Source organism: Brachybacterium kimchii (genome assembly GCF_023373525.1).
GTDB classification, from domain to species: Bacteria; Actinomycetota; Actinomycetes; order Actinomycetales; family Dermabacteraceae; genus Brachybacterium; species Brachybacterium kimchii.
This window is the reverse complement of the sequence record NZ_CP097218.1, coordinates 439,015-455,448: the sequence shown is the minus strand read 5'-3', so window position 1 is coordinate 455,448 and position 16,434 is coordinate 439,015. Positions and strand designations below refer to the sequence as shown.

Here is a 16,434-nt window from a genome sequence, read left to right as displayed (position 1 = left end):
CGGCCGTGCGCCAGGATACGGCGCGCCGCCCCGGGGCCGCCCGCCGCGGTGGGCCTGCTCACCTGCACGCTCACCTGCACGGACGTCGAGGGAGGACATGCGTCGATTCTGGCACGCGCCGGGCGGTCCCGAGCGGGGTTCCTGGGCCGGGCGTGCGAAGGTTCTGTGAACACCCCGGCGGAGCCGCCGGAGGGTCCGCCTCACATGCGCGACCAGCCGGGGGTCGAGGGGCCGATGAGTGGGCGCCAGCCCGTCTCGGACATGAAGCGCACGGAGCTCACGCGCAGGCTGCGGCGCTGGACCTCGAGCCGGGTGCCGACGACGGCCTGCGCGATCTCGGGGTAGAACTTCGCGGGTCCCTTGGCCTTGGCCTCCGTGCCGAGGTCCTTGGCCCAGCGCCCGCGGGTGATCGGCTCCCCGCCCACGTTGTAGAAGCCGCTGCGCGCGCCGAGGGTGGCGACGAAGGCGCGGCCCGCGTCGCGGTGGTGCAGCAGGGTGATGTAGCTCTCGGGCCTGCCCAGCAGGATCTGGTCGCCTCCGCGGGTGGCCTTGAGCGTGTGGGTGGTCTGCGGGTCCCGGCCGAAGAGCTGGCCGAGGCGCAGGATCACGGCGCTGCGGCCGCCGGTCGCGAAGTCGACGGCCGCGCGCATCTCGCGCACCCGAGGGCGGAAGGCCTGGTTGCGCACAGACAGCGGCTCGTCCTCGCCGATCCACTCGTCGCCGTTGTCCGGGTAGAGGAACATCGTCGACTCCTGGACGAGGCGCTGCACGCCGGCCTTCTGCGCGGCGGAGGCGATCGCGACGGAGGCCTCCATGTGCAGCTTGTCGTCCTCGCGCCAGGCCAGCGGGCGCATGGCCGCCATGCCGATCGGCACGTGGGCGAGGGTGTTCACGACCACGTCGTGGCCCGCGAAGACGTCCTCGAGGGCGGCGGCGTCGAAGACGTCGGCGACGACCGCGGAGGCGCCGCGGCCCTCGACCACGGGGATGCCGCGCTCACGGCGGGTCACCCCGGTGACCTCGTGGCCCGCGGAGACGAGCGCCTCGACCGCCTCCTGCCCCAGAACGCCGGTGGCACCGGTGACGGCGATCTTCACAGCCGATCTCCTTCCGCAGGTCGCATGTCGCGTCGTGCGCGGATCGTCCGGATCGAGAGCCCTCGAGCGGTCCGAGCCCGCGCAGGTCGAGTCTAAGTGATCCTGCACCGCTCTCCCGATCCGCGGCTGGGAGCGGCGTGCACGCGGACCGGACACGGGGCGAACGGTCGATGGGAACGACGAAGCCCCCGCCGCTTCCGCGACGGGGGCTTCTCGATCGGGTGCGCCATCAGGGACTCGAACCCCGGACCCGCTGATTAAGAGTCAGCTGCTCTAACCAACTGAGCTAATGGCGCCGACGAACGAAAACATTACCCCGCTCCGGTCCGAGTGCAAAACCGGAGGCCACACCCTGTGAGCGAGCAAACAGGAAGCGGCCCGCACCGGGCGCATCGCGTCGGCCGGGCCGCCCCGCCGGGGATCAGTGGGCGCCGGCCCGCTGGGCGAGGACGAAGGCCTCGGCCTCCTCGCTGAGCTCCTTCGCGTGCGCCGTGGCCTCCTTGCGGTCGCTCGCGGCAGGCTTCGAGCCCCACAGCGGCCGGCCGTTGCTCTCGGGCACGATGTGCACGCAGATCAGGCCGATCACGCCGGCGGCCATCAGGTAGATCGCGGGCCACATGAGGAAGTGGGTCCACGTCACCAGGGAGGTCATCACCGTGGAGGTGGTGCCGCCGAACAGCGAGATGGCGACGTTGAAGGAGATCGACAGGGCGCCCGCGCGCACGGCCGTCGGGAACAGCGACGGCAGCGTGGAGGGCATGGTGGCGCTGAAGCAGATCAGGCTCAGCCCCATGATGAGGAGGCCGAACATCACCGTGACATCGCTGTTCCCGCGGATCAGCAGCACCGAGGGGATCGAGAGCACGATGAGCGCGATCGAGCCGGCGCGCACCACGGCCTTGCGGCCCACGCGGTCGCTCAGGCGGCCGACCACGGGGATCAGGATCAGGCACATGACCATGACGATGATCTGCAGGATCGAGGAGGCGAGGTCGGAGACGCCGCCGCTGCCCTGGTACTCGCGGATCATCGGGAAGAACTGCGGCATGAACGCCGTCAGCATGTAGTTGGTGACGTTCCAGGCGAGCACGAGGCCCATGCACGCCAGCAGGTTCGGCCACAGGCGCAGGATGCCCTTGATCTCCCCGCGACCCTTCTTCGTGTCCTCGGTCTCGGTGCTCGCCGGGGCGCCGGCCTTCTTCGCGGCCTTCTTCTCCTCGACCTTGGCCTTGGCCTCGGCGTCCTGCTGCTTCTCGAGCTCGCGGTAGGCGGGGGTGTCCTCGAGCTTGGAGCGCAGGTAGACGCCGACGAGGCCCAGCGGCAGGGCGACGAAGAACGGCAGGCGCCAGCCCCAGCTGAGCAGCTGGTCCTGGGTGAGGATCGCGGTCATGATGGTCGCGACCGAGGCGCCCAGCACGTAGCCGCCGAAGGTGCCCACCTCGAGCAGGCTCCCGAAGAAGCCGCGGCGGCGGTCCGGGGCGTACTCGGCGATGAACGCCATCGCGTTGCCGTACTCGCCACCGGTCGAGAAGCCCTGGATCAGCCGGCAGGCCAGCAGCAGGAACGGAGCGGCGAGGCCGATCGTCGCGTAGTCGGGCAGGACGCCGATGAGGAAGGTGCCCAGCGCCATCATGATCATCGTGGTGGCGAGGACCGACTTGCGTCCGATGCGGTCCGCGAGCGGGCCGAAGAACATGCCGCCCAGGGGGCGCACGAGGAAGGCGACGGCGAACAGTGCGGCCACGATGATCGCGCCGGCGGCTCCCGCGTTCTTCGGGAGGAAGACTCCCTCGATGGTGACCTGCAGATATCCGTAGACGCCGAAGTCGTACCACTCGGTGATGTTGCCGATGGCCGCGGCGCCGATCGCGCGACGGATCACCGAGGGTTCGGTGATGGTGACCTGCTCGGGACGCCACTTCTGCGGCGTATAGCTGATCGTGCTCAAAGAACTCCTCCTGCGTGCTCGATGTCCGGGTGCGCTGGGCGCCGTCGTCCAGGAACCGCTCGTGCACCGTACTCCTGTGATCTCCCCGACACCGACGGGAAGACGCGCACGGGGGGACCGTCGGGCCCTCGCCCCCTCACGCCCTCGCCGCCACGGGTCTAGGGTCGTGGCAGGACACGACGAGGAGGCCACGATGACGCAGTTCCAGGATTCCTACCCGTACGTGATCGTCGGCGCGGGAGTCGCCGCGGCCAGCGCCGTTGCGGGCATCCGCGAGAAGGATGGCACCGGCTCGGTCGTCGTCCTCGGCGCGGAGCCCGACCCGCCCGTCTACCGACCCGATCTGTCCAAGACCCTGTGGCTGGACGCCGACGCGTCCCTCGAGGACTCGCTCCTGGATGTGACCGGAGAGGGCGTCGAGCTTCACACCTCGAGCACGGTCGCCGCGATCGACCCGGACGGGCATCGCGTCGAACTCGCCGACGGCACCCGCATCGGCTTCGAGCACCTGCTGATCGCGACGGGCGCCTCGCCGCGCACCGCCCCGATCGCGCCGGGCCCGCGCGTCATCCACTACCGCACGAGCGCCGACTACCGGGCTCTGCGCGCCGTGGCGACACCGGGCGCGCACGTCGCCGTGGTCGGCGGCGGATACATCGGCGGCGAGATCGCCTCCGCGCTGCTCCAGAACGACGTCGAGGTGACGCTCGTCCTCCCCCACGGCACGGTCCAGCCCGGCATGTTCCCGCCGGACCTCTCGGACCAGGTCACCCGGAAGCTCGCCGCGAAGGGCGCCCGCATCGTCACCGGCCGCCTCGCCGGAGGATCGGAGGCGGAGGACTCCGTGACCCTGACCCTCGAGGACGGCACCGGGATCACCGCGGATGCGGCAGTGATCGGGATCGGCGTCACCCCGAACACGTCCCTCGCCCAGGAAGCGGGCATCGAGGTGGACGACGGGATCGTCGTGGACGAGCTGCTGAGGACCTCGGCCGCCGACGTCTTCGCCGCCGGCGACGTCGCCTCCTACCCCGATGCCCTGCTGGGCAGGCGCCGCGTGGAGCACGTCGACAACGCCGAGACCATGGGGAAGGCCGCCGGCCGGGCGATGGCCGGCGACCTCACCGGATACGAGCACACGCCGTTCTTCTGGTCGGACCTCCTCGAGGACGGCTACGAGGCGATCGGGGACCTCGACGCCTCGCGCGTCCTGCGCGAGGACGCCTCCGAGGACGGGTCCGCCGAGGTCGTGCTCTACGGGGCCGACGGGAGCGTGCGCGGCGCGCTGCTGTGGAACACGTGGGACAGCGTCGACGCCGCCCGCGAGCTCATCGCCCAGACGCGCGAGACCCCGGTGGCCGGCCCCGAGGACCTGCGCGGCAGGATCAGCCCCGGTGGCTGAACGGTCCGCCCACTAGGCTCGCCCCATGCACCGCATCTTCACCATGCCCGTGGCCGAGGTCTACCCGCACTACGTCACGAAGGCCGAGAAGAAGGGCCGCACCGAGGCCGAGGTGCGCGCGGCGATCACCTGGCTGACCGGCTTCGAGGATGCGACCCTCCAGCATCACCTGGACGCGCGCACGACCTTCGAGGACTTCTTCGCCGAGGCGACGCTGAACCCCTCGAGTGCACTCATCACGGGCTCGGTGTGCGGGGTGAAGGTCCAGGAGGTCGAGGATCCGCTGATGCAGCGGATCCGCTTCCTGGACAAGCTCGTCGACGAGATCGCCAAGGGCCGACCGATGGAGAAGGTGCTGCGCGACTGACCCCGGGCGCGCCGGATCAGGAGCGGGTGCGCTCGCTCCCGCGGTCGACCTCGGCGTCGCCCTGCTCGACCTCGGCCGATGTCGAGGCCCCCTCCGTGCCGCCGCGGGTGCGCAGCAGGCTCGCGACCGTCGCGATCGCGACCACGAGGCCGATGAAGGACAGCGAGAACCAGATCGGGACCTCGGGCACCCACAGCAGCGGCTGGCCGCCGTTGACGAAGGGCAGCTCGTTCACGTGCAGGGCGTGCATCACGAGCTTGACGCCGATGAAGGCGAGGATGATCGCGAGCCCCTGCGCGAGGTAGACGAGGCGCTGCAGCAGACCGCCGATGAGGAAGTACAGCTGACGCAGGCCCATCAGGGCGAAGGCGTTGGCGGTGAACACGATGTACGTCTGCTCGGTGAGTCCGAAGATCGCGGGGATCGAGTCGACGGCGAAGACGACGTCGACCACGCCGATGGTGAGCACCGTGAGCATGAGCGGGGTGACGAAGCGCCTGCCGTCGATGCGGGTCACGAAGCGGCCGCCGTCGTACTCCTCGCTGACCGGGAGGACGCGGCGCACCAGGCGCATGATCCGGCCGTCGGTCGGATCGGACTCCTCGGAGCCGAAGGCCTGGCGCCAGGCGAGCACGAGCAGCAGCGCGCCGAACACGTAGAACACCCAGGAGAGGTTCTCGATCAGGGTCGCGCCCACGGCGATGAAGGCGCCGCGCAGCACGAGGGCGATGACGATGCCGATCATCAGCACCTTCTGCTGATGGACCCTGGGCACGGCGAAGCTGGTCATGATCAGCAGGAACACGAAGAGGTTGTCGATCGACAGCGCCTTCTCCGTGAGGTAGCCAGCGAAGTACTCGCCGCCGTACCCCCATCCGGAGAAGACCCCGATGCCGACGCCGAACAGCAGCGCCAGGCCGATGTAGAGGGCGGACCAGCGGGCGGCCTCGCCGATCGAGGGCTCGTGCGGGGTGCGCACGTGCGCGAAGAACTCGTACACGAAGAAGGCGACGGTCACGGCGAGCGTGATCGTCCAGACGAGGGGTGAGACGTCCAAGAAGGGCTCCTGAGGGGCTCGGGCATGCGATGGCTGCCAGAGTCTCCTTCGTCCTGGTCCCCCAGAACCGACGGCCCGGGTCGTGATCGCACGACCGTATTGACGAGCCCGCCGAGGCGAAGTACTCCCTCTGCACCGCAGACGCTACGGAGAGAAGGTGAACCGGAGCTGGGAACGGACCGCTCAGTCCGCGCGGTCCGCCCGGCGCGCGAGCCGCGAGGGCCACCACACGCTGCGCCCCACGTCGAAGGCGAGCGCCGGGACCAGCAGGGTGCGCACCACGAAGGTGTCCAGCAGGACCCCGAAGGCGACGATGAAGGCCAGCTGCGCGAGGAAGAGGATCGGGATCACGGCGAGCGCGGCGAAGGTGGCCGCGAGCACGATCCCGGCCGAGGTGATGACGCCGCCGGTGAGGGTGAGACCGCGCAGGATCCCCGGTCTCGTGCCGTGCGCGAGGGACTCCTCGCGCACGCGGGTCATGAGGAAGATGTTGTAGTCGATGCCCAGGGCGACCAGGAACACGAAGCCGTACAGCGGCACGGCCGCGTCGGCCCCCGGGAAGTCGAGCACGTGATCGAAGACGAGCGCGGAGACCCCGAGCGCCGCGCCGAAGGACAGGGCCGTGGTCGCGATGAGCAGCAGCGGCGCGAGCAGGGAGCGCAGCAGCAGCACGAGGATCGCCGCGATCACCGCGAGGACCACGGGGATGATGAGGTTCCGGTCGTGCACGGAGGCGTCGTCGGTGTCGATCGCGGTGGCGGTCTCTCCGCCCACGAGGGCGTCCTGCGGCAGGTCCTCGCGCAGGTCGCGCACGGTGGTCTCGGCGGCCGCGGAGTCGGGGGCATCGGCGAGCGTCGCCTCGAGCAGCACGCGCCCGTCCTCGACACGGGGAGCGGCCCCGCCCCGGATCCCGTCGGACGTGACCGCGGCGCTGCCCGAGGGGGCGTCCGAGGAGCGTGCGCTCACCGACTCCACCCCGTTCGCGTCCAGGAGCCGGTCCGCCGTCTCCTGCAGCTGATCCTGCGGGACGAGGATCTGGGCGGGGCTCCCGGAGCCGCCGGGGAAGTGCTCGCCGAGCACCTCCTGGCCGGTGCGGGCCTGGGAGTCGCCGAGCACGAGCTCGGACTGGGAGACGCCGTCGGCCCGCAGCTGGAGCAGACCCGCGCAGGCGACGCACAGCACGAGCACCACGCCGATCCAGAGCCGGCGCGGGTGGCGCTCGACGCGGCGGGCGACGCCGGCCCAGAGCCCGCGGGTCACGAGGCGCTCCTCGCTGCGCTCGGCCTCGGCGGGGTCGTAGAGAGGCCGACGGGGCCAGAACGCGGTGCGTCCGGCGAGGAACAGGAGCGCGGGCAGGAAGGTGAGCGCCGAGAGCATCGCGAAGGCGATGCCGATCGCGGCGACCGGGCCCAGCGTCGAGTTCGAGCGCAGGTCGCTCAGCAGCAGGCAGAGCAGGGCGGCGATCACCGTTCCGCCGGAGGCCAGGATCGGCTCGGCGGTGCCGCGGATCGCCCGCAGCAGCGCGACGCCGCGGTCGGGGACGGCCCGCAGCTCCTCGCGGTACCGGGCGACCATGAGGAGGGAGTAGTCGGTGGCGGCGCCGATCACGAGGATGAACAGGATGCCCTGGGTCTGCCCGCTCAGCAGCAGCACTCCCGCGTTCGCCAGGTGCCAGATCACCGCGAGCGCCGCGCACAGTGCGAACATGCTGGTCGCGAGCACCATGAAGGGCAGGAGCGCCGAGCGGTAGACGATCAGGAGGATCGCGAGCACGGCGGCGAGCGCGACGCCCAGCAGCAGGCCGTCGATGCCGGAGAAGGCCTCCGTGAGGTCGCCCGAGAAGCCCGCGGGCCCGGTGACGTACGAGGTCGTCCCCGCGGGCAGGTCCGCCGCAAGGGCGGTCTCGAGGTCGGAGACCGCCGCGCCGAGGTCCGCATCCGCGTCCAGGGGCACGAAGGATTCGACGGCCCGGCCGTCGTCCGAGGGGATCGGCGGCGAGGCGCTCCCGGCGGCCTGGTCGATGTCCTCGGCGGAGGCGAGGGCGTCCTGGACGCCGCGCAGCTGGTCCTCGCTGAGCGTCCCGTCGCCCGCGCCGTCGGTGGTGACGACCACGATCGCGGGGATGGTGTCCCCCTCGGTGAAGGCCTCTGCGGCCTTCTGCACCTGCGTCGCCTCGGCCGAGGTCGGGAGGTAGGCGGTCCGGTCGTTGGAGGAGACCTCGTCGATGCGGCCGAACAGGGGCCCGCCGACGGAGGCTCCCGCGAGCCAGAGCACCACGAGCAGCGCAGGCAGCACGATCCGCACGGCGCGGATCCAGCGGGTCCGGGGCGGGGGCGTGCCGCGGTGGGTCATGGAGGGCTCCGTCCAGAGATTGCTAGCCTGGCGAGCAATCTACCCCATCACCGCGGCATCTCGACCCCGCCGCCGCCCGTCGCCTCCGGTCCGGTCACGGGCGGTGGCTACGCTGTCGCCCATGAGCACGACCCCCGAGCCGCACTCCCCGTCCCCCTGGCGGGTGCAGGACATCGACGCGAGCGATCCGTCCGGGGAGCTCGTGGACCGCTCGGGGCTCACGGGCGAGGCGATCGCGGGGATCGACGAGCTGATGGCGGCCCTGGTGGAGCTGCGGCGCACCGAGGAGGAGCTGCGCGAGGCCTCCGAGGCGTACATGCAGCTGAACTCGACGGACATGCGCGCACTGCACTACCTGATCGCCGCGGCCCACCGCGGCGAGCGGCCGACGGCCGTGGCCCTGGGCTCGGAGCTGCGGATCTCGAGCGCCTCGACGACGAAGCTGCTGGACCGCCTCGAGCGCGGAGGGCACGTCCACCGCCGCGCACACCCCTCCGACCGCCGCGCGATCACGATCGAGGTGGCGCCCGCGACGCGGCAGGCGGCCATGGAGACCATGGGACGTCAGCAGGCGGGTCGCTTCCGGGCCGCCGCGCGTCTCACCGACGCCGAGCGCGAGACGATCACCGCGTTCCTGCGCTCGATGGCCCGCGAGATCTCCGTCGAGGACGCTCCGTGGGCCCGTGGGGCACGACCGCCCGCACCCGCCCCCTCCCCTTCCAGAGAACCGAGGACCTGACGATGACGTCCCAGCCGGTGCCCGTCGCCGCCCCGCACACCCTGCCCGGATCGCCCTGGTACGAGCGCCTCTCCTGGCTGTTCGTCCTGGTCGTCGGGGTGCTCGCCTACATCGTGGTCTTCGTGGTCATGCTGCTCACGCACAACACCACCCTGCTGCCGACCGTTCTGCTCGTGGGTGCCGGGACCGTGCCGCTCACGGTGCTGCTCGCGGCCCAGACCACGCGCCGCGGGATCCTGGTGCCGATCCCGATCGTCCTGCTGACGGTCGGCGTCGGCGGCCTCCTCGCCGTCACCATCGCGGGCTTCCTCGAGACGATCGCCGCGCTGATCCTCGGACAGGAATCCATCCTGCTGGTCGGGATCATCGAGGAGACCGCCAAGCTGATCGTCCCGCTGCTCGTCCTCGCCATCGCGCACCGCGCCACCCGGGGCGGCGGGATCGCCGTCGGCATCGCGGCGGGCACGGGCTTCGCGGTGCTCGAGACGATGGGCTACGGCTTCAACGCCCTGCTCGAGCGCGGTGGCGGCCTCGCGGCGCTCGACTCGACCCTGGTGCTGCGCGCGATCCTCGTCCCGGCCGGTCACGTGGCCTGGACGGGCGCGATCTGCGCCGCCGTCTGGCACCTCGTCGAGGGACGGCGCAAGGGTCTCGCGGTGCTCGAGCTGGCGCTCACCTATGTGGTCGCGATCGTCCTGCACACGGCCTGGGACGCGACGTCGAGCGCGGTGCTGCACGTGCTGATCGGGGTCGTGAGCGTGGGCGCGCTCGTGTTCCTCATCCTGCGCGCGCACCGGACGCACGTGAGGGCGCTCGAGGGCGCTCCCGGCGACCCGCGCTGAGGCGGCCCTCTCCCCTCACTGCCGTCACCAGGAGCGCGCGGCACCCTCGAGAGCCTCGCGCACGCGGACCACGGCCGGGTTGCACTCGGCGCCGGGCCGCTGGACGAGGAACAGCGTGTTCAGGGGCGGCACGTCCTCTCCCCCGAGGTCCACGAGGTCCCCGGCCTCGAGGTCCTCGCGGCACAGCGACCGCGGCAGCACGCTCGCGCCGGCCCCCGCGCGCACGGCCGCGAGGACGGCATGCAGGGTGGGAGCGATGAGCGCGGCCCCGGGAGGCTGCGCGCCGAACACGGAGCGCCAGTAACGGCGCACGATCGGCATGTCCTCGGCGATGCTCACGAGCGGCACCTCCCGCAGCGCGCGGCACAGGCTCTCCCCCTCCCCGCGCCCCTCGAGCCGGCGCGCCCACTCGGGAGCGACGACCAGCACGTACTCCTCGTCGCTGAGCGGCGTCGCCGCGAGCGCTCGGCCCCGCGGCCGACGGGTCGTGATCACCAGGTCGTGGACCCCCTCGCGCAGCGACTCGAGGAGCTCGTCGGTGAGCCCCTCGGCCGTGCGCAGCTGCACGCCCTCGGCGACGAGCGGTGCGAGGGCGGGGAGCACGCGCGAGCACAGCAGCTCGGCGGGGCCCGCGAGATGGACGGGGGTGGCGACGCCGTCGAGATCGCACTCGTCGGTGCGCAGGGCATCGAGGGCGTCGAGCGGTCCGCGCACGCGCTCGGCGAGCTCGTGCGCGTAGGGCGTGGGCTCCACGCCGCGCGGCAGGCGCGTGAACAGCGAGCGGTCCACCTGCGCCTCGAGGGCACGGATCTGCGTGGTGACCGAGGGCTGGCTGAGACCGAGCGCGCGCGCCGCCGAGGTGAAGGAGCCGGCCCGGTGGACGGCGAGGAAGGTGCGCAGCAGGTTGAGGTCGAGGACGGGAGTGGTCACGCCCCCACCCTACCGCCCGACCCATACGCGAACACATGTCCGCCATAGGCGCAGCTATTGGACTCCCGACGCACCGAGGTATAGCTTCGTCGATGTCAGTCAGCGTCGCTGCCATGTCCGGGATCGCCATCACGAGGTCCCTCGCCCTGGGGCGCGCGGACGCGGCGGACGGCGCCCGTCCCCCAGCTTCGAGGAGCCGTGGCATGAGCCGCACCCTGTTCGACCCCATCACCCTGCGCGATCTCACCGTGCGCAACCGCGTGTGGGTCCCGCCGATGTGCCAGTACATGGTCGAGAAGACCGACGGGGTCGTCGCCCCGTGGCATCTCATGCACTACGGATCGTTCGCGCGCGGCGGGGCGGGCGCCGTGATCGTCGAGGCGACCGGCGTGGTCCCCGAGGGGCGCATCAGCCCGCAGGACCTGGGCCTGTGGAACGACGCGCAGCGCGATGCCCTGCGCGGCGTCGTCGACCTCGTGCACTCCCTGGGCGCCGCCGCCGGCATCCAGCTCGCACATGCGGGCCGCAAGGCGTCGACCTACAGCGAGTGGGGAAACGCGGCGCCCGGCACCTCGATCCCCGTCGCCGACGGCGGCTGGGAGACCGTCGGTCCCTCGGATCTGCCCTTCGGCGATCTGGCCGCGCCGCGAGCGCTCGACGCGACCGGGATCGACGGCGTCATCGAGGCCTTCGTCGCCGCCGCCCGCCGCGCCGTCGAGGCCGGGATGGACATGATCGAGATCCACGGAGCCCACGGCTACCTGATCCACGAGTTCCTCTCCCCGCTCAGCAACGTCCGCACCGACGAGTACGGCGGCAGCCTCGAGAACCGCGCGCGGCTGCTGCTGGGCATCGTCGATGCCGTGCGCGGGTCGATCCCCGAGGGCATGCCCCTGCTGGTGCGGCTCTCGGCGACAGACTGGGTCGAGGACGGACTGCACGTCGAGGACACGGTGCGCGTGGCGGGATGGCTGCGCGAGCACGGCGTGGACATGGTGGACATCTCCTCGGGAGGCAACAGCCCCGAGGCGCAGATCCCCGTCGGCCCCGGCTACCAGACGCCGCTCGCGACGGCCGTGAAGCAGGGCGCGGGGATCCCGGTCTCGGCCGTCGGCATGATCGACGAGCCCTGGCAGGCCGAGCAGATCACCGCGACGGGCCTCGCGGACGTGGTGCGCGTGGGCCGCGAGTTCCTGCGCGATCCGAGCTTCGCGATCCGCGCGGCCCTCGCGCTGCGCGTCGCGGAGCCGCCCATCCCGACCCCCTACCTCCGCGCCTACCGCCAGCAGCTGCGCGGCTGACGCAGGGCGGGGGCCGGCGGGTCACAGCCCCAGCAGGGAGTGCACGGAGGCGGTGCGCTCGGCGAGCAGACGGCGCACGTCGGCCGAGGCGGCGGCGAGGCTCTCCGCCTCGGCGTCGCGGTCCGGCCGATCACGCGTCGGCCCGTCGCTCGCCGGACCCCGCCCCAGCACCCGGTCGACGGCGGCGGCGAAGGTCTCCGTGGCGATGTCGTCCCGCGCATGCGAGCCGTGCAGCGGCACGCCCGCCATCAGCGGGTCCATGAAGCCGCGCAGGAGGCACTGCAGGGAGAAGGCCTGGTGATCGGCCTCGCACACGAGGCACACCAGGCCGTGCTCGCGCCAGATCCCGACCATCTCGCCGACCAGGCCGACGGGCATGAGCTGCCGCGTGAGCTGCACCGTGCGGGGGTCGTCGACCGCGTCGCCCAGGAGGTCCCCGTCGGCGCGCTGCAGCGCGCACACCAGCACCCGCGAGCGCAGGCTCTCGACCAGATGCAGGCAGAGCCGGTCGGGCCGCGCGCGTCCGGGGTCCTCGCGCAGCGCGCGGGACACGCGGCGAGAAGCCTCGAGCAGGTCCCGGGCGATGAGACCGACCATGAGGTCCTGGTCGGAGCTCCACAGCCGACGTGCGCCGGCGGGTTCGACCCGCGCGGCGCTGATCACCTCGTCGAGGGTCACCGCGGCGCCGGGCTGCTGGGCGAGCACTTCGCGCGCGGAGTCCAGGACCCGCTGGGCGATGGGGTCCCGGCTCTCGGGCAGGAGGGCGCCGGCGCGTCGAGCGTGCACGCGAGTCCCCTGCTCCCCCATGCGTCTCCCCTCGTCACTCCTGCGGCTGGTCCGACGGACTGCTCTCTCCGTCCGGGACGGGCCGGGCGAGTCCGATTTGAACGACCTGTCCGATCCGCCTCACCGGCAGAGAATACGTCATCGCACGGCCGCTCCAGGTGCGGGGTCGGTGCGGGAGACCGGCGGCCCGGACGACGCGCCGCGTCCGGTCGGGCGCGTGGTCCGCGGCGCGGGCATCAGGCCTGGTCGTCCGCGACGTCCCCGGGGTCCGCGTCGCTCCCGTCGGCCACTGCCCGGCCCCCGTCTCCGTGGGGCCGGGACCCGGGGAGGGGCCGACGGGCGGTGCCGCGGAAGGCGCGGTAGCCCCAGATCGTCATCACGATCACGACCGCCCACGACGCGGCGAGGACGACGCCGATCATGACTCCCGGGTCGGCGAGGAAGGCCCCGATCGCGACGAGGGAGACCTGGCCGGGGATGCAGGCGATGAGCGAGGCGGTGAGGAACTCGCGCTGGGTGATGCCGAAGGCTCCCGCCCCGTAGTTCACCGGCCAGTAGGGCAGGCCCGGCATCACCCGCAGGAGGAAGACCGCGGCGAAGCCGCCGTTCTCGAGCCGGTCGCCGACGGTGCGGGCATGGCTGCCCAGGATCTTGCCGACAACGCCGCGGCCCAGCAGCCGGGCGACCCAGTAGGCGCCCCAACAGCCCAGCATCACGCCGACGATCGAGAGCACGCCTCCCTCGAGCACGCCGAAGAGCATGCCGCCCGCGACCGCCATGATCGTCACCGGGATCGGCGTCAGCGCGACCACGGCGTAGAGCAGGGCGAAGACAAGGAAGGCCGCCCAGCCGTAGTCCTCGAGGCGCTGCTGGAGCACGTCCAGCGAGGGCAGGCGCACGGTGAGGGCGAGCCACACCATGAGCAGCACCACCGCGACGAGCGCCAGCGACCGGAGCACGGGCAGCGGCTCGAACCGGCGCGGGGAATGCTCGTGCGGGGAGCGCTCGGGCGGGGCGGTCTCGCCGCGGGGCGCGGCGGGACCCCCGGATGCGGGCGGCGTGGCGTCCCCGCTCAGGAATCCGTGGACTGGGCGAGGAAGTCCTCGGCGCCGCCGACGAGCTCCACGTGCCCGGTCTTCACGTCGGCCGTGGCCATCTTCGCGACCTCGGCCGCGAACTCGGCGACCGAGTACAGGCGGCCGGCGGCCTCGCGGCGCGCGTCCAGGGCGCCGGGCTCGGCGCGGTTCAGCAGGGTCGCGGTGACCGTGCCCTCGATCATGTCGCCGGAGACGACGACGAGGTCGATGCCCTCGGCCTCGAGCTCGGGGATGCGCTCGACCAGGGCGTCCTCGCCGGCGCGCTTGGACAGCGCCACCGCGACGTACTGGTCCATGGTCTCGACGTCGCGGATGAAGTGGGCCTGGTGGCTGGTCACGAAGACGACGCGGCCGCCGTCGGTCATGAGCTCGGTGCCGGCGAGCAGCGCGTCGAGCTGCGCGTCGCGGTTCAGGCGCATCGCGTAGTCCTCGCCGAGGTCGGCCTCCATGCCGCCGGAGGCGTTGAGGACCAGCACGTCCAGGCTGCCGAAGGCGTCGACGGCCGCGCGCATGAGGCCGCGCACCTCCTCGGGGGTGGTGAGGTCGGCGCCGACGGCGATCGCGCGGCCGCCGGCCTCCTCGATCTCCTTGACGACCTTGTTGGCGCGGGGCGCCTTCTGGCGGTAGTTGATGACCACGTTCGCGCCCTGGGCGGCGAGCAGCTTCGCGGTGTCCGCGCCGACGCCGCGCGAGGATCCGGTGATGACGGCGGTCTTGCCTGCGAGGGACGTCGACGACATGGTGCTGCTCCTTCGATGGGGTCGGGGGCCGGCGCGCGACCGGCATCGTCCCGAGGCTACCGGACGCTCAGAGCTCCCGGACCACCCGTGCGGGGCTCCCCACGGCGAGGACGCCGGGCGGCACGTCGGAGGTCACGACCGAGCCCGCGCCGATCACGGATCCCGCGCCGACGGTGACGCCGGGGCAGACGATGACGCCGCCGCCCAGCCACACGTCGTCCTCGAGCGTGATCGGCTCGGCGGCCTCCCAGCCCTGGGCGCGCGCCTCGCGCTCGAGCGGGTGGATCGGGGTGAGCAGCTGGATGTTCGGGCCCAGCTGGCAGCGCTCGCCGATGCGGACGTCGACGACGTCGAGGGCGACGAGCCCGAAGTTCACGAAGGTGCCGGCGCCGATGTACAGCCGACTGCCGTAGTCGACGCGCAGGGGCGCCCGCACGTGGGCGCCCTCCCCCAGGCCTCCGAGCAGGCCGCCGAGGATCCCCTGGGAGGCGTCGGGATCCTGGGCGTAGACGTCGTTGAAGCGGGCGGTCTCGCGCAGGGCGCGACGGAACTGACGCTGGATGTCGGGGTCGTCGGCGATGTACCAGTCGCCGGCGAGCATCCGCTCGAGCTGGCTGCGGGGGTCGTCGGGGTCGACGGCGAAGGGCTTCATGCGCACGAGCCTACGGGCGAGGGGCGGGTGGCGGAGGCCGGGGCGCGGGTGGTGGAGGCCGGGATCAGCGCCCCGCGAGCCGCATGCCGAGCGACGGGGCGACGTCCACGAAACCGGTCGCGTCGTAGAGCCGGCGCCCGGGCGGATCGGCGATCAGAGTGATGTAGGGGTCGGGCGGGGCGGCGGCGTGGATCCTCTCGATGAGGAGGTCCAGGACGACGCGGCCGATGCCGCGCCCCTGCTGGGCGGGCGCGGTCGCCATGTCGGCGATGTGGAAGTACCACCCGCCGTCGCCGATCACCCGGCCCATCGCGACGAGGGCCCCGTCGGCGTCGCGCACGATCTGCCAGGCCCAGCTGCCGGTGAGGATCGGCGCCGCCTGCTCGGGACTCCTCGGGCTGAGTCCGGAGTCGGTGCGCAGGCGCACGTACTCGTCGACAGCGGGCGCCTCGGTGCTCGCGACGAGGCCATCGGGCAGAGTGCGGGGCGGGAGATGCGAGGTCATGCTCGTCATCTTCGCAGTCGGTGGGCTCCGCGGGATACTGGGGCGATGCCCTCCCCCGCCCCCGCCAATGACCCCGGCGACCCCCTGCGGCACGACGGTCGCGAGCGTGGCGCTGGTCCTGCGACTGCTGCTGCTCCGGCCCCCGCTCCTGAGACCGCTCCGACTCCCGCTCCTGATGATTCCTGCCTCTGCGGCAGCGGACAGGCCTTCGCCTCCTGCTGCAGACCGATCCTCGCCGGCGATCGCCACGCCCCGACCGCCGAGGCGCTGATGCGATCGCGCTTCTCGGCCTTCACCCTCGGTGACACGGCGCACCTCCGGCGCAGCTGGGACGCGACGCAGCGCCCGTCGGCCGCGGAGCTCGAGGCGTCGGACGACGATGACCTGCGCTGGCAGAAGCTGCGGATCCTCGACGTGGTCGCGGGCGGTCCCGGCGACGCGGAGGGCGTCGTGGAGTTCGTGGCGATCGCGCGCGGGAGCGCGGGCAAGGTGCGTCTGCACGAGCGCTCCCGGTTCCGGCGGGTGGAGGAAGCGCCGGGCTGGGTCTACGTCGACGGGGAGATCCGCGGCTGACGCGGATGGCGCGCGGGGCGCGACCCCTGGGATGCAGTTCGCCCCC

The 16,434-nt window shown here is 72.5% G+C and carries 16 protein-coding genes and 1 tRNA gene; 6 read left to right on the top strand and 11 right to left on the bottom strand.

From position 1 onward, the window contains the following. Nucleotides 1-200: 200 nt before the first annotated feature. The 3 genes from M4486_RS02065 to M4486_RS02055 form a co-directional block, all read right to left on the bottom strand. Nucleotides 201-1,097 carry an NAD-dependent epimerase/dehydratase family protein gene (locus M4486_RS02065; protein ID WP_249479323.1) on the bottom strand — a complete coding sequence of 299 codons (897 nt, stop codon included), beginning with the start codon at nucleotides 1,095-1,097 and terminating at the stop codon, nucleotides 201-203. 222 nt (nucleotides 1,098-1,319) lie between these two features. Then, nucleotides 1,320-1,393: transfer RNA gene (locus M4486_RS02060), tRNA-Lys, on the bottom strand. 125 nt (nucleotides 1,394-1,518) lie between these two features. After that, nucleotides 1,519-3,045, bottom strand: a complete 1,527-nt coding sequence (locus M4486_RS02055; protein WP_249479322.1) for an MFS transporter — start codon at nucleotides 3,043-3,045, stop codon at nucleotides 1,519-1,521. A gap of 193 nt (nucleotides 3,046-3,238) precedes the next feature. Between M4486_RS02055 and M4486_RS02050 the strand changes: the two genes are divergently transcribed. Together M4486_RS02050 and M4486_RS02045 are read left to right on the top strand one after the other, a co-directional pair. Next, nucleotides 3,239-4,447, top strand: a complete 1,209-nt coding sequence (locus tag M4486_RS02050; RefSeq protein WP_249479321.1) for an NAD(P)/FAD-dependent oxidoreductase — start codon at nucleotides 3,239-3,241, stop codon at nucleotides 4,445-4,447. Nucleotides 4,448-4,472: 25 nt separating this feature from the next. Then, nucleotides 4,473-4,814, top strand: a complete 342-nt coding sequence (locus M4486_RS02045; RefSeq protein ID WP_249479320.1) for a DUF2200 domain-containing protein — start codon at nucleotides 4,473-4,475, stop codon at nucleotides 4,812-4,814. A gap of 16 nt (nucleotides 4,815-4,830) precedes the next feature. On the opposite strand, the gene M4486_RS02040 is transcribed toward M4486_RS02045, so the two are convergent. Continuing rightward, the gene (locus tag M4486_RS02040) at nucleotides 4,831-5,871 is read right to left on the bottom strand and encodes a TerC family protein (RefSeq protein ID WP_249479319.1); all 1,041 of its coding nucleotides are present in this window, start codon (nucleotides 5,869-5,871) and stop codon (nucleotides 4,831-4,833) included. A gap of 183 nt (nucleotides 5,872-6,054) precedes the next feature. Then, nucleotides 6,055-8,223, bottom strand: coding sequence for an MMPL family transporter (locus M4486_RS02035; RefSeq protein WP_249479318.1), 2,169 nt, complete (start codon nucleotides 8,221-8,223; stop codon nucleotides 6,055-6,057). Between the two features lie 121 nt (nucleotides 8,224-8,344). Between M4486_RS02035 and M4486_RS02030 the strand changes: the two genes are divergently transcribed. Both M4486_RS02030 and M4486_RS02025 read left to right on the top strand, forming a co-directional pair. Further along, the gene (locus tag M4486_RS02030; RefSeq protein ID WP_249479317.1) at nucleotides 8,345-8,962 is read left to right on the top strand and encodes a MarR family winged helix-turn-helix transcriptional regulator; all 618 of its coding nucleotides are present in this window, start codon (nucleotides 8,345-8,347) and stop codon (nucleotides 8,960-8,962) included. A 2-nt stretch (nucleotides 8,963-8,964) separates the two neighbouring features. Next, nucleotides 8,965-9,804, top strand: coding sequence for a PrsW family intramembrane metalloprotease (locus M4486_RS02025; protein WP_249479316.1), 840 nt, complete (start codon nucleotides 8,965-8,967; stop codon nucleotides 9,802-9,804). A 24-nt stretch (nucleotides 9,805-9,828) separates the two neighbouring features. Here the strand turns inward: M4486_RS02025 and M4486_RS02020 are convergent, their stop codons facing one another. Continuing rightward, complete coding sequence (locus tag M4486_RS02020; protein WP_249479315.1) at nucleotides 9,829-10,734, bottom strand: LysR family transcriptional regulator; 906 nt, start codon at nucleotides 10,732-10,734, stop codon at nucleotides 9,829-9,831. A 203-nt stretch (nucleotides 10,735-10,937) separates the two neighbouring features. Between M4486_RS02020 and M4486_RS02015 the strand changes: the two genes are divergently transcribed. Next, nucleotides 10,938-12,035 (top strand): NADH:flavin oxidoreductase/NADH oxidase, encoded by a 1,098-nt coding sequence (locus tag M4486_RS02015; protein ID WP_249479314.1) that lies wholly within the window; start codon nucleotides 10,938-10,940, stop codon nucleotides 12,033-12,035. Nucleotides 12,036-12,056: 21 nt separating this feature from the next. Here M4486_RS02015 and M4486_RS02010 read toward each other — a convergent pair whose 3' ends face one another. The 5 genes from M4486_RS02010 to M4486_RS01990 all read right to left on the bottom strand — a co-directional run bounded on the left by M4486_RS02010 (nucleotide 12,057) and on the right by M4486_RS01990 (nucleotide 15,815). Beyond that, the gene (locus M4486_RS02010) at nucleotides 12,057-12,821 is read right to left on the bottom strand and encodes a hypothetical protein (protein WP_249479313.1); all 765 of its coding nucleotides are present in this window, start codon (nucleotides 12,819-12,821) and stop codon (nucleotides 12,057-12,059) included. Between the two features lie 236 nt (nucleotides 12,822-13,057). Continuing rightward, the gene (locus M4486_RS02005; RefSeq protein WP_249479312.1) at nucleotides 13,058-13,780 is read right to left on the bottom strand and encodes a TVP38/TMEM64 family protein; all 723 of its coding nucleotides are present in this window, start codon (nucleotides 13,778-13,780) and stop codon (nucleotides 13,058-13,060) included. 113 nt (nucleotides 13,781-13,893) lie between these two features. Then, nucleotides 13,894-14,658, bottom strand: a complete 765-nt coding sequence (locus M4486_RS02000; protein WP_249479311.1) for an SDR family oxidoreductase — start codon at nucleotides 14,656-14,658, stop codon at nucleotides 13,894-13,896. Between the two features lie 67 nt (nucleotides 14,659-14,725). Further along, nucleotides 14,726-15,310, bottom strand: a complete 585-nt coding sequence (locus M4486_RS01995; RefSeq protein ID WP_249479310.1) for a sugar O-acetyltransferase — start codon at nucleotides 15,308-15,310, stop codon at nucleotides 14,726-14,728. A 64-nt stretch (nucleotides 15,311-15,374) separates the two neighbouring features. Then, nucleotides 15,375-15,815 carry a GNAT family N-acetyltransferase gene (locus tag M4486_RS01990; protein ID WP_249479309.1) on the bottom strand — a complete coding sequence of 147 codons (441 nt, stop codon included), beginning with the start codon at nucleotides 15,813-15,815 and terminating at the stop codon, nucleotides 15,375-15,377. Here M4486_RS01990 and M4486_RS19850 point away from each other — a divergent pair. Then, entirely contained in the window at nucleotides 15,804-16,388 is a 585-nt protein-coding gene (locus tag M4486_RS19850; RefSeq protein ID WP_346731762.1) for a YchJ family protein, read from the top strand. The two genes, M4486_RS01990 and M4486_RS19850, sit on opposite strands and share 12 nt — an antisense overlap. Nucleotides 16,389-16,434: the final 46 nt, after the last annotated feature.